Origin of the sequence: uncultured Flavobacterium sp., assembly GCF_963925185.1 — a bacterium.
Lineage (GTDB): Bacteria > Bacteroidota > Bacteroidia > Flavobacteriales > Flavobacteriaceae > Flavobacterium.
This window is the reverse complement of sequence record NZ_CAWURC010000023.1, coordinates 18,674-31,116: the sequence shown is the minus strand read 5'-3', so window position 1 is coordinate 31,116 and position 12,443 is coordinate 18,674. Positions and strand designations below refer to the sequence as shown.

Here is a 12,443-nt window from a genome sequence, read left to right as displayed (position 1 = left end):
AAGATATAAAAAATGATAGCAAAACAAATAAAAGGGTACGAAAAAATAGAAAAATACGATACTGAAACAACTGCCGTAATCGCTGAAAATTACAAATCAATAATAGAAAATCTAGGAGAAAACATTTACAGAGAAGGCCTTGAAAAAACTCCAGAAAGAGCTGCAAAAGCGATGCAATATTTAACTCACGGTTATGGATTGTATCCTCTAGAAATTCTAAAATCAGCCGTTTTCACAGAGAACCACAAACAAATGATTGTTGTAAAAGATATTGAAGTATACTCAATGTGCGAACATCATATGTTGCCCTTTTTTGGAAAGGCACATATAGCATATATTCCGAATGGAAAAATTGTTGGGTTGAGTAAAATTCCAAGAGTAGTTGATGCCTTTTCTAGAAGAATGCAAGTTCAGGAAAGACTTACGGATCAGATAAAAGATTGTATTCAAGAGGCTCTAAACCCGCTAGGTGTTGCTGTAGTTATTGAAGCACAGCATATGTGTATGTGCATGCGTGGCATTCAAAAACAAAATTCGGTTACCACAACATCTTCTTTTACGGGTTCATTCGAAAAAGACAAAACCAGAAAAGAATTTATTAGTTTGGTTTCCAATAAATTAAGTTGAATTTAATAAGACAAATAAAAAAATGAAAATTCTCTTAACAGGCGCAACAGGATATATCGGGAAGCGACTATTGCCTATTTTAATAGCGGAAGGTCACGAAGTGGTTTGTTGTGTAAGAGATAAAAACAGGTTTTATTGTCCAGAAGAATTTTTATCAAAAATTAAAATAATTGAAGTCGATTTTCTCAAAATTCAAACTTTAGAAGTTATTCCAAATGACATAGAAGCCGGATATTATTTGATCCATTCGATGTCAAGTTCCGCTAATAATTATGATGAGTTAGAAAAAATTTCGGCAGAAAATTTTGTTCATAGAATGAACCAAACAACTGGAAAACAAGTTGTTTATTTGAGCGGAATTGTAAATGACAAATCCCTTTCGAAACATTTATCCTCTAGAAAAAAAGTGGAAGATGTTTTAAGTACTGGAAAATTTGCATTGACAACTTTAAGGGCAGGAATTATTGTGGGTTCTGGTAGTGCCTCTTTCGAAATTATCAGGGATTTAATTTATAAACTTCCAATTATGATAACTCCTAGATGGTTGAACACTAAATGCCAGCCGATTGGCATCAATGATGTACTCGAATTTTTAACTAAATCACTAAACAATCGGGTCACTTATAATAAAAATTTTGACATTGGCGGTCCCGATATTCTAACCTATAAAGAAATGCTTTTGGGTTTTGCAAAAGCAAAAAAATTAAAAAGATGGATTATTACTGTACCAGTAATGACGCCTAAATTATCATCGTATTGGTTGTATTTTGTGACTTCAACTTCCTATAAATTGGCCTCCGCATTAGTCAGTAGTATGAAAGTAGAAGTGGTTTGTAAAAACAATGAAATAAATGAATTGTTAGGCTTAAAACCAATGACTTACGAACAAGCTTTATCAAGAGCTTTGATAAAAGTCGATGAAAATAAGGTAGCTTCGAGTTGGAAAGATTCCTTAGTTAGCGGCCGATTTAGTAGTAATATTTCTGAATTCCTTAAGGTTCCTAAGAAAGGTTGTTACATTGACCGCCGAAAAAAAGAAATTATAAACAGGGATTTTACAATCGAAAGAATTTGGTCAATTGGCGGAGAAACGGGTTGGTATTATGCAGATTGGCTTTGGAGTTTTCGCGGATTTATTGATAAAATGTTTGGTGGTGTAGGTTCCCGCAGAGGAAGAACAAATAAACATGAGATTCATCCTGGTGATGTGTTAGATTTCTGGAGGGTTTTAATTGCAAACAAAGAGCAGGGTAAATTAGTTTTATATGCCGAAATGAAATTACCCGGAGAGGCTTGGCTCGAGTTTAAAATTATTCATAACACATTATATCAATCTGCAACATTTAAACCCAAGGGAATTTTGGGGAAAATTTATTGGTATTCGGTTTTGCCATTTCATGGTTTTATTTTCAATGGTATGTTGAATAAATTAATCAAATAATTTACTTCAAAATTCCTTTTTTGTATGTTTCAATTGCTCTGTTTCTAGCAAATGTGTGCTCCACCATTGGCTTCCCATATTCCAAATCAAATTCCGGAATCCATTTCCGTATATAAATTCCTTTTTCATCAAATTTTTTGAGTTGGATTTCAGGATTAAAAACTCTAAAATAAGGTGCTGCATCGCAACCTGTTCCGGCTGCCCACTGCCAATTTCCCACATTAGAAGACAATTCAAAATCCAATAATTTTTCTGCAAAATAGGCTTCGCCCCATTGCCAATTAATCAATAAATGTTTGCATAAAAAACTCGAAACAACCATTCGAACCCTGTTGTGCATGTATCCCGTTTCGTTTAATTGTCGCATTCCTGCATCAACCATAGGATAACCTGTTGTTCCAGAACACCATCGCTTAAATTCATCTTCGTTATTCCGCCATTGAATCCCGTCATAAGCTGGTTTAAAATTTTGTGTAACGACTTTTGGAAAACAGAACAGAATCTGCATAAAAAATTCTCTCCAAATCAGCTCACTCAAAAATACTTGATTTTTATTTGCCGCCCAATTTACTAATTTTCGAATGCTAACTGTTCCAAAACGCAAATGAGGCGAAAGATAGGAAGTAGCGTCCAAAGCTGGAAAGTCACGTATTTCCTGATAATGAACAATATTTTTTAAATTATGTGGAATCACTTTTGTGGGGTTTTCCTCGAATCCAATTTGTTTTAAAGTTGGAAAAGAAAACTTAGTTTTATAAAAATTAGAAAAGTATTTACTGGCATCATATTCTTGAACTGGACAAAATGAATTGTATTTTTCCAACCATTTATTTTTATATGGTGTATAAATAGTATACGGCAATCCGTCAGCTTTTGAAATTTCTTTTTCCTCAAAAATGACTTGGTCTTTAAAAGAAAAATGTACTGTTTTATTAGCTTCCAATAATTCGCAAATAGCCAAATCTCTTCTGATGGCATAAGGTTCGTAATCTTTATTAAAGAAAACTTCCTTGACATCATATTCCTGAATAAGTGCATACCAAACTTCTGATGTTTTACCTTTTTTGATCAAAAGAGAGCTTCCTATTTCCTCTAATTTCTGATTTATTTTAGAAAGCGAATCGTAGATAAACCCAACTCTGGAATCATTTTTTGGTAAACTGTCTAAAATTTCTTCATCAAAAACAAACAATGGAATGACAGGATGTTTCGATTCCAAAGCAAAAAATAAACCTACATTATCCTCTAAACGCAAGTCTCTACGGAACCAAAATATAGCAATTCCTTCTTTATTCATTATTTAGAATTGAAGATTTCATCTACTTTTAAAACCCTATATTCGAATATTTCTATCAACTTATTCTTCACAACAAGTGTATTCATTATTCTTCCTATGAAACCAAGAGGCAAGCCGTAATGAACAACATCAGTCATTTTAGTTCCATTTTCAACGGCTTCAAAAAAGTGCTTGTGATGCCATAAAGAATAAGGTCCGAAACGTTGTTCGTCTATGAAATAATTATTTTCTTTAACAAAAGTAATTTCGGTGACCCAAGGTAATTTCAATCCCAAAAGCGGCGACACCGTGTACTGGATAATTTGCCCTGCATACATTGATTTATTATCGAAATCCGTAATCTTAAAACCCATCGTTTCCGGAGTGATTTTTTGAAGATTTTGCGGACTCGAAAAAAAGGCCCAACATTCTTCAACACTTGCATTTATATGTTGGACGGTTTCTTTTTTATATAATTTCATTTTGTTTTTTTTTCTATTTTATTTATTAAAACCAAACTCATTAATAGCATGGTAAATGCGTAGCCTATATCTTCAATTGGTATTGTTCCTAGCCTAATTCCTAAATTCTCAAAATTGTTATATAACACTACGGGCTCCTCAATAAAACTCCCTGTGAGTATTCCATTTACAATCCCAAATGGAATCAGTATAATTAGAAAAGTGATAAAAAAAGTTTTCAAAATCTCAGGAACCCTGAAAACGGCATAAGTCAAAACAAGTACTAAAAGGATGTAATTAATTGAAGTATATAGTTTATTATAATGAATAATAATCGTGGGAATAAGTATTAAAATCAATATCCCATAAATGATTCGTACCGTTTTATCAGATAATGAAACCTTTGGATAAAAATAGTGAAAAGCAAAGTGAATAAAGATACTGGCATAGGGAATACAGATGAAAAAAAGCCATTCTTCGATAGGTAATCCAAAAAATTCTAAACCAGAATGGTATCGGGGATTAAAGCTCCAAACTCCTATATTAGTGAAAATAATATCCCAAACGATAAAGAAAATAGCCGTTATAAGAATTGCAGAAAAAACAGATTTCCAACGTTTTATATACTTCATCCGGCTTTCGAAACTGTACAGAAACGGAATTAGAAAAGAGGTGATATTTAAAATTAAATATAAGGACATTTTAAATTTTGAAATATTTAAAAGGCACAAACAACATTCCAAAACACTCTCCTTCTCCTTTACCCAGGTGTTTATGATGCACTTTATGCCCTTTTCGAAGTGCCACCAAATATTTATTTTTAGTGTTTTTAAACAATTTGAATCGCTGATGGATCATCACATCGTGAACAAGAAAATAACTCATCCCGTAAGCAAAAATTCCTAATCCAATGAAAAATCTAAAATCAAACCCAGCATTAGCTCCAAAATAAAAAAGAAGGATGCTTGGAATAGCAAAAATCACAAAAAAAGCATCATTTCGTTCGAAAACATGAGCGTATTTAGGTTGATGGTGATCTTCATGTAAATACCACAAAAATCCGTGCATAACAAACTTATGCGTACACCAAGTGACGCATTCCATAAGGATATAAGTGGCTAAAAAAATTAACAAAGATATCATTCTAAAATGGTATTAAGTTGAACTAATAATTTACACCAATTTCAATTTGTAAGTTACAAAAGAATTGGTTAACAATCGTGCTTTTGTGTAATTAGAAACTCGAATTCTTGAATTTCCAATTTCATAATAAGGCGTTTTTTCTAACTTATTCAACAATTTTTTATAATAAACATAGGCAGTATAAACTCCGAATTTAGCTTCTAAAGGTAGTTTTTTAATGCCCTGAAAAGCAATTAAGAAATCTTCTTCTATTTCTTTTATAATCATTTCTTTCGATTTTTCGTCAAATGACTTTAGGTCTACACCTGGGAAATAATTTCGATTTAAAACTAAATTATCATCTTTTAAGTCTCTCAAAAAATTTACTTTCTGAAAAGCAGAACCCAATCGCATCGCCTCGGCTTTCAATTCATCATATTTCTGATCATTCCCATTGACAAAAACCTTTAAACACATCAAGCCAACAACATCAGCAGAACCATAAATATATTCATGATATTCCTGCTTGCTGTGATAATCAGATTTTATCAAATCCATTTTCATGCTCTTTAAAAATGACTGAATTAAATCGTCAGAAATATTATATTTTACAACTGTTTGCTGAAATGAATTCAATATTGGGTTTAAGCTAATGCCTGTTTTTTGAGCCTTATAGTATTCGTTTTCAAAATCATTTATTAAAGCTTCTTTGTCGAAACCATGGAAGGAATCGACAATTTCGTCAGCAAAACGAACAAAACCGTAGATGCTGTAAATTGCATCACGAATACTTGGTGCAAGCATTTTAACCGCCATTGAAAATGAAGTGCTATAACTTTTTGTTACTAACACACTGCATTTAAACGAGACTTCATCAAATAATTTCTTCATAATTCTTATTTATTTGAAAATTGTTTAATAATTAAATCAGACACTATTTTTCCTGAAATTATTGATGGCGGAACTCCAGGTCCTGGAACGGTTAGTTGACCCGTAAAGAATAAGTTCTTTACTTTTTTACTAATTATCTTTGGCCGTAAAAAAGCGGTTTGTGTTAAAATATTAGCTAATCCATAAGCGTTTCCTTTATATGAATTGTAATCTTTGACAAAATCATTGACGCAATAACTTTCTTTAAAAATGATATTATCCGTTACTTTCTGATTCGTTAGCTTTTCAAATCTTTTAATAATATTCTCGAAATAAATTTCTCGAATCGAAATCGAATCCTTAATACCTGGAGCAATTGGAATAAGGAAAATTCCAGCCTCTTTACCATCTGGCGCAACAGTTGAGTCCGTTTTGCTTGGAAAACTAGCGTAGAATAATGGTTTTTCGGGCCATTTTGGATTGTCATAAATGTCTTTTGCGTGAATATCAAAATCAGTATCAAAAAACAAAGTGTGATGAGAAACATTTTCTATTTTTTTATCAAAAGCAACATAAAACAAGAGTGATGATGGGGCAAAAACTTTTGAATCCCAATATTTTTCGGAATAGCCTCTATACTTTTCGTCTAATAAGGTTTCAGTATGATGGTAATCCGCACCGCTCAAAACAACATCAGATCGAAATGTAAATCCGTTAGAAATAACACTTCGTACGATACCATTTTCAACATTTATTTTCTCAACATTTTGATTTGTTTTAATTTTTACCCCCAATTCAACAGCTAAAATATACATCGCTTTGACCACTTCATACATTCCTCCTTTGGGGTGCCAAGTTCCTAAACCAAAGTCAGCATAGTTCATAAAACTATAAAAGGAAGGCGTATTTGATGGTTTGGCACCTAGAAACAAAACAGGGAACTCCATAATTTGTTGCAAGCGACTATTTTTGATTTTTTTTCGAACAGAAGTTCTAATACTGCTAAAAAATTGATTTGCTTTCTTGATAGTAACAGGTGTAATTAACTCTGTTATTGAAATTCCAGGTCTATAAACTAAATCCTTGATAGCAACATCATAGTTATGCTTAGCGTTATCTAGGAAGGAATATAAATGAATTGCACTTCCTGTTTCCTCTTTTTCGAAAACACCTAAAATATCTGGAAAATTATCTGGAATTTTAATAGAATCTAATTCATCAAAGTAGACTTCATAAGCAGGATTTAACTTTTCTAGATGGTAGTAGTCAGAAGGTTCTTTGTTGAAATCAGCAAAGAATTTTTCGAAAACATCTGGCATCCAATACCAAGTTGGTCCTATGTCAAAAGTAAAACCATCTTTTAGAAGCTGCCTAGCTCTTCCGCCTACGGTATCATTTTTTTCGAGAATCGTAACGTCAAAACCTTCCTTGGCTAAGTAGCAAGAAGCTGCTAAAGACGAAAAACCGGAGCCTATTATTGTAATTGATTTTTTCATTTGTTAAACAAATATACAACAAAGTTAAACAAAATTAAAATATTAACAACAAATTATAATACGGACACTAAATTAGAAATAGAATTAAATACAGAAATTGTTTTTGGAAGTTTTTCATTATCAATAAATTGCGTCATTTTTCCAAGCAACCAAAACTGTGAATTAGCATCAATTATTTCAGTAGAAATTTCTTTTAAATAATCATCAATGCTATCTTTTGTAGGCTGAACAGTGAAATAAGACACATAAACAATATTGTCAAAATATTTTTTCATGTCTTTTAAACTATCGATAGGCACACTTTCTCCAAGATATATTGTTTTATAACCGTTTAGTAATATCTCGTAATTCAAATACATTAAACCTAATTCGTGAATCTCATTTTCAGGGAGATAAAGCACGAAAATTTTATCTGATCTTGTAGGCTCTAGTATTTGAACTTTCTCTGTATTTATGAGTAATTTTTGTTTGATTAAATAGGAAATAAAATGTTCTTGGGCGGGTGAAATTGTACCCGATTGCCACAACAAACCTATTTCATTCATTAGCGGAATAAAAACATCGTAAAAAACATCTCGAAAAGATTTTTCAGAAAGCAAGCTGTTGTAAGTATTAAAAAACAAAGCTTGATCAAAGCTAACCATCGCCATTTTAAATGCATTTAGAGCGTGATTTTTAGAACTTTTTTCAGATATAATTTCTCGAACGAGAAGCGCTATTTTTTCAGTAGACAACTCCGATATTCTGGATATTTTATAGCCATAAGAGTTTAACAATGTGATATTTAAAAGCTTTTGTAAACTGGCAGAATCATACGTTCGAATATTAGTATCTGTTCGAATGGGCTGAAGAATATCATATCTTTTTTCCCAAATTCGAATTGTGTGTGCTTTTATTCCAGAAAGATTTTCTAAATCCTTTATACTAAAAACCGTTTTAATGTTGTTTACCATTTATATAAATTTAATGAACAAATGTATAGTTTAATTTTCAAAAAAAATGATTATAAAAAAAGATAGGCATAATTTTTAATTTTTTAAACAACAAAAAACCATTAATTGATTTAAATTTACCTTTTTAATAAAAACTATAATTAATTTAAAAAAGATGTTTTCTAATTCCCTAATTTTATAAAAAAATCTATGTCCATTTCTAATAAATTTCGTCTCGATAATAAAGTAGCCATTGTAACCGGTGCCAGTAAAGGAATTGGCAAAGCCATTGCATTGGCATTAGGGCAGCAAGGTGCAAAAATCGTAATTGTCAGTCGCAAGCAAGAAGCTGTTGATCAAACAGCAAAAGAATTTTTAGCAGAAGGAATACAAGCCATTGGCATTGCCGCAAATATGGGAGATATTTCACAAATAAAAAACATGGTAGACCAAGCGGTAAAACACTTTGGAGGAATCGATATTGTGATAAACAATGCCGCAATTAATCCAACTTTTGGTCCAATAATAGATACTGACAACGCTGTTTTTGATAAAATTATGGGAGTTAACGTGAAAGGCGCTTTGGAATTATGCAAACAAGCCTATCCATTTATGAAACAAAAAGGAGCCGGTTCTATAATCAACATAAGCAGTATTGAAGGCATTACACCCGGAATGGGTTTAGGATTATACAGTATTAGCAAAGCCACTTTAATTGCCCTTACTAAAGTTTTGGCAAAAGAATGGGGGTCCGATAATATTAGAGCGAACGTGATCTGTCCTGGATTAATCAATACAAAATTCAGCCAAGCATTAACCGATAACGAAAAAATTTTGAAACACGTATTGGCAAAACAAGCATTGCCACAACTTGCCGAACCAATTGATATTGCAGGATTGGCATTGTTTTTAGCTTCGGATGCGTCATCATTTTGCACCGGCTCCGTAATCACTGCCGATGGCGGTTACACCATTTAAACCCGATTTTTATGATAACACTATTTTCTAGCGAAAGATTAAAACTAATCTATCCAAAAGTAAAAACATTTGTTGAACAGGAACTGTATCCCATCGAATTAGAATTACTGCATTTACCATTTAAAAAAGCGGCAATTATTCTCGAAGAAAAAAGAACAAAAGCAAAACAAATGGGTTTATGGGCACCATACTTATCTGAAAAAGATGGTGGACTTGGACTAAATATGATTGAATTTGCACAAATAAGTGAATTAATGGCGATGACTCCTTTTGGCCATTATGTTTTTAATTGCCAGGCACCAGATATTGGAAACATAGAATTAATGCACAAACATGCTTCAAATTCATTAAAAGAAAAATTTTTACAACCCTTAATGAAAGGCGAGATCAGAAGTTGTTTCTCGATGACAGAACCGGAATTTGCTGGTTCAAATCCTATAAATATGGGAACAACCGCAGTCCTTGATGGAGATGAATATGTTATCAACGGTCACAAATGGTTTACAACTTCGGCTGATGGTGCCAACTTTGCAATCGTAATGGCAAATACAAACGAAAATGCATCTCGTTACGAAAGAGCAAGCATGATACTTGTTCCGACTAACACAATAGGTTTTCACTTAAAAAGAAATATTTCTATAATGGGAGAAACCGGTGAAGGATGGAGCAGTCATGCAGAAATAGAATATATAAATTGTAGAGTTCCAGCCACAAATTTAATTGGCAAAGAAGGTAGCGGATTTTTATTGGCACAAGAACGCTTGGGCCCGGGAAGAATTCATCATTGTATGCGATGGATTGGAACTTGTGAAAGAGCTTTTGAAATGATGTGTAAAAGAGCTGTCAACAGAGATATGGGTGACGGAACAAAATTAGGACAGAAACAAACCATTCAGAACTGGATTGCCGAAAGTCGTGCCGAAATTAATGCGGCGAGATTTATGGTTTTACACGCCGCAAACAAAATGGATTCCGAAGGTAGCAAAGCAGCAAAAACTGAAATTTCTGCTATCAAGTTTTTTGTGGCCGGGATCTTGATGAAAGTATTGGATCGAGCCATTCAAACTCACGGCGCATTAGGCGTTACAGACGACACTCTTTTGTCTTTCTGGTATAGACACGAAAGAGGAGCCAGAATTTATGATGGTCCAGATGAGGTGCACAAATCCTCTTTGGCAAAAGCCATTTTAAAAGGATATGGTTTAAAAATATAAATTTTAATTAAATAATAATTCTATTTATGAGTGACTATTCCGAAAATATTGACAAAGCAGTCGCTATTCGTGAAGGAGAAAATTTGGATGAAAATAAATTAAAGGATTATTTGTCTCCAATAGTGCCAAATTTTAATGGAGAACTTACAATTGAGCAGTTTCCTGGAGGTTATTCTAATCTTACTTTTTTGTTAAAAACATCAAAAAAGGAATATGTTTTGCGCAAACCACCAGTGGGCGCCAATATCAAATCGGCACACGATATGTCAAGAGAATTCAATGTGTTAACCGCATTAAAACCAGTTTACAATCCAATCCCAAATCCAATATCATATTGTGACGATCTATTAGTTTTGGGTGCTCCTTTCTATATAATGGAAAGAGTTCGCGGGATTATTTTACGAAATAAAGCCCCAAAAGGAATTGAACTCACTCCGGGAATTATGAAATCAATTTCAGAATCGGCGGTCGATAACTTAGCCGCTTTACACTCAATAAATATAGAAACTACAGGCTTAATTGCTATGGGAAAACCCGAAGGTTACACCAAGCGTCAAGTAGAAGGCTGGATAAAAAGATACGATGTTGCACAAACTGATGTTATCGAAAATATGAACAAAACCGCTTATTGGCTGCAAGCAAACATTCCTGATGAGGGAATTCCTGCCTTCATTCACAACGACTATAAATATGATAATTTAGTACTTGACCCAGAAAATTTAAACCGTATTATTGCAGTATTGGATTGGGAAATGGCAACAGTAGGCAATCCTTTAATGGATCTTGGAACAACGCTCGCTTATTGGGCCGAAGCCAATGACAGCGATGCCTTAAAGCCCTTTAATCTAACTTGGCTTCCAGGTAATTTAACTCGGGATGAAGTGGCGCAACGTTATGCTGACACAAAAAAAATAACCGCCCCAGATATGTTGTTTTATTATATTTTTGGCTCTTTTAAAATTGCAGTAATTGTTCAACAAATTTATGCGCGCTATAAAAAAGGATTTACAACAGATGCTCGGTTTGCCAATTTATTATATGTGGTAAATGCCTGCGCTTCGAATGCTCAAAAAGCAATTCAATACAACCGAATTAGTCACTTTTATTAAAATAAAAAATATGCAATTGAAATTAACCGACATCAAAAATGTATTAATCCTGGGAAGCGGAACTCTGGGTCTTCGAATTGGATTACAAGCCGCAATTAGTGGATTCAACACCACAATTTACGACATCAATGAAACTGCATTTACCTCCGCAAAAATAATTCAGAATGACATTCTTAAAAGCTTGATTAAAAAAAATCAGATAACAAATGACGAAGCTTTAGCTGCAAAAAACAGAATTTCATTTACAACAGACGCTACCCAAGCTGCGGTAAATGCAGATTTCGTCAGCGAATCCGTAGTAGAAGATTTAGATATAAAGAAAAAAGTTTGGTCGCAATTTGCACAACTTTGTCCGACACATACCGTTTTCACTACGAATACTTCCTATCTTACTCCTTCCCTATTTGCAGAAGAAACGGCGAGACCCGAAAAGTTTTGTGCCTTTCATTTTCATGATGTTTTTATTGCCAATGTAGTTGATGTGATGCCCAATTCAAAAACAGAACAATGGGTAGTGGATTTGTTAATGGAAATGGGGGGTAAACTAAATCAAACTCCCGTCTTTGTAAAAAAAGAATCACCCGGTTATATTTTTAATGCGATGCTGGTTGCCTTTATTAGTGCTGCTGGAGCATTGGTAACCTATGACGTTGCAAGCATTGAAGATGTTGACAGAAGCTGGATGGGGAATTTCAAAATGGAAATGGGTCCTTTCGGAATTTTAGACATAATCGGATTGGAAACAGCATGGCACATCACCAATGCTGGCACAGATACCAAAAGCCAAAAACTTGCGGAATTACTAAAAACGTATATTGATCAAGGAAAATTAGGCGTAAAAACTGGTGAAGGATTTTATAAATATCCAAAACCTGAATACCAACAAAGTCATTTTATAAATGGCAATAAACAATAAA

13 protein-coding genes are annotated in these 12,443 nt (G+C 33.3%); 6 read left to right on the top strand and 7 right to left on the bottom strand.

What is annotated here, in order from left to right:
- The first annotated feature begins 12 nt into the window (after positions 1-12).
- Complete coding sequence (gene folE / locus AABM59_RS05125) at positions 13-627, top strand: GTP cyclohydrolase I FolE (protein WP_338407902.1); 615 nt, start codon at positions 13-15, stop codon at positions 625-627.
- A gap of 22 nt (positions 628-649) precedes the next feature.
- Positions 650-2,068 (top strand): SDR family oxidoreductase, encoded by a 1,419-nt coding sequence (locus AABM59_RS05120; protein WP_338407901.1) that lies wholly within the window; start codon positions 650-652, stop codon positions 2,066-2,068.
- Between the two features lies 1 nt (position 2,069).
- Here AABM59_RS05120 and AABM59_RS05115 read toward each other — a convergent pair whose 3' ends face one another.
- Genes AABM59_RS05115 through AABM59_RS05085 form a run of 7 tightly spaced genes read right to left on the bottom strand, consistent with a single transcriptional unit; the run spans position 2,070 to position 8,246 of the window.
- Complete coding sequence (locus AABM59_RS05115) at positions 2,070-3,365, bottom strand: deoxyribodipyrimidine photo-lyase (RefSeq protein ID WP_338407900.1); 1,296 nt, start codon at positions 3,363-3,365, stop codon at positions 2,070-2,072.
- Entirely contained in the window at positions 3,365-3,826 is a 462-nt protein-coding gene (locus AABM59_RS05110) for an SRPBCC family protein (RefSeq protein ID WP_338407899.1), read from the bottom strand. The genes AABM59_RS05115 and AABM59_RS05110 overlap by 1 nt, the downstream gene beginning before the upstream one ends.
- The gene (locus AABM59_RS05105; protein ID WP_338407898.1) at positions 3,823-4,506 is read right to left on the bottom strand and encodes a lycopene cyclase domain-containing protein; all 684 of its coding nucleotides are present in this window, start codon (positions 4,504-4,506) and stop codon (positions 3,823-3,825) included. Before AABM59_RS05105 ends, AABM59_RS05110 begins: the two co-directional genes overlap by 4 nt.
- A gap of 1 nt (position 4,507) precedes the next feature.
- The gene (locus tag AABM59_RS05100) at positions 4,508-4,948 is read right to left on the bottom strand and encodes a carotene hydroxylase (protein ID WP_338407897.1); all 441 of its coding nucleotides are present in this window, start codon (positions 4,946-4,948) and stop codon (positions 4,508-4,510) included.
- 30 nt (positions 4,949-4,978) lie between these two features.
- Positions 4,979-5,818 (bottom strand): phytoene/squalene synthase family protein, encoded by an 840-nt coding sequence (locus AABM59_RS05095; protein WP_338407896.1) that lies wholly within the window; start codon positions 5,816-5,818, stop codon positions 4,979-4,981.
- 5 nt (positions 5,819-5,823) lie between these two features.
- Positions 5,824-7,293 (bottom strand): phytoene desaturase family protein, encoded by a 1,470-nt coding sequence (gene crtI, locus AABM59_RS05090; protein WP_338407895.1) that lies wholly within the window; start codon positions 7,291-7,293, stop codon positions 5,824-5,826.
- Between the two features lie 53 nt (positions 7,294-7,346).
- Positions 7,347-8,246, bottom strand: coding sequence for a B12-binding domain-containing protein (locus AABM59_RS05085; RefSeq protein WP_338407894.1), 900 nt, complete (start codon positions 8,244-8,246; stop codon positions 7,347-7,349).
- A gap of 189 nt (positions 8,247-8,435) precedes the next feature.
- On the opposite strand from AABM59_RS05085, the gene AABM59_RS05080 reads away from it, so the two are divergent.
- From AABM59_RS05080 to AABM59_RS05065, 4 genes are read left to right on the top strand one after another with little or no spacing between them, the layout of a single operon-like run.
- Positions 8,436-9,203: a glucose 1-dehydrogenase gene (locus tag AABM59_RS05080; RefSeq protein ID WP_338407893.1), complete on the top strand. Its 768-nt coding sequence runs from the start codon at positions 8,436-8,438 to the stop codon at positions 9,201-9,203.
- 11 nt (positions 9,204-9,214) lie between these two features.
- Entirely contained in the window at positions 9,215-10,417 is a 1,203-nt protein-coding gene (locus AABM59_RS05075) for an acyl-CoA dehydrogenase family protein (protein ID WP_338407892.1), read from the top strand.
- A gap of 26 nt (positions 10,418-10,443) precedes the next feature.
- On the top strand, positions 10,444-11,526 hold the full coding sequence (locus AABM59_RS05070; protein WP_338407891.1) for a phosphotransferase family protein: 1,083 nt from the start codon (positions 10,444-10,446) through the stop codon (positions 11,524-11,526).
- A 10-nt stretch (positions 11,527-11,536) separates the two neighbouring features.
- Entirely contained in the window at positions 11,537-12,442 is a 906-nt protein-coding gene (locus tag AABM59_RS05065; RefSeq protein WP_338407890.1) for a 3-hydroxyacyl-CoA dehydrogenase, read from the top strand.
- The last annotated feature ends 1 nt before the right edge of the window (position 12,443 follow it).

Coding starts and splice junctions, on each gene's coding strand:
- folE (WP_338407902.1), top strand. CDS start 13: ATGATAGCAAAACAAATAAAAGGGTACGAAAAAATAGAAAAATACGAT.
- AABM59_RS05120 (WP_338407901.1), top strand. CDS start 650: ATGAAAATTCTCTTAACAGGCGCAACAGGATATATCGGGAAGCGACTA.
- crtI (WP_338407895.1), bottom strand. CDS start 7,293: ATGAAAAAATCAATTACAATAATAGGCTCCGGTTTTTCGTCTTTAGCA.
- AABM59_RS05115 (WP_338407900.1), bottom strand. CDS start 3,365: ATGAATAAAGAAGGAATTGCTATATTTTGGTTCCGTAGAGACTTGCGT.
- AABM59_RS05110 (WP_338407899.1), bottom strand. CDS start 3,826: ATGAAATTATATAAAAAAGAAACCGTCCAACATATAAATGCAAGTGTT.
- AABM59_RS05085 (WP_338407894.1), bottom strand. CDS start 8,246: ATGGTAAACAACATTAAAACGGTTTTTAGTATAAAGGATTTAGAAAAT.
- AABM59_RS05080 (WP_338407893.1), top strand. CDS start 8,436: ATGTCCATTTCTAATAAATTTCGTCTCGATAATAAAGTAGCCATTGTA.
- AABM59_RS05095 (WP_338407896.1), bottom strand. CDS start 5,818: ATGAAGAAATTATTTGATGAAGTCTCGTTTAAATGCAGTGTGTTAGTA.
- AABM59_RS05105 (WP_338407898.1), bottom strand. CDS start 4,506: ATGTCCTTATATTTAATTTTAAATATCACCTCTTTTCTAATTCCGTTT.
- AABM59_RS05070 (WP_338407891.1), top strand. CDS start 10,444: ATGAGTGACTATTCCGAAAATATTGACAAAGCAGTCGCTATTCGTGAA.
- AABM59_RS05100 (WP_338407897.1), bottom strand. CDS start 4,948: ATGATATCTTTGTTAATTTTTTTAGCCACTTATATCCTTATGGAATGC.
- AABM59_RS05065 (WP_338407890.1), top strand. CDS start 11,537: ATGCAATTGAAATTAACCGACATCAAAAATGTATTAATCCTGGGAAGC.
- AABM59_RS05075 (WP_338407892.1), top strand. CDS start 9,215: ATGATAACACTATTTTCTAGCGAAAGATTAAAACTAATCTATCCAAAA.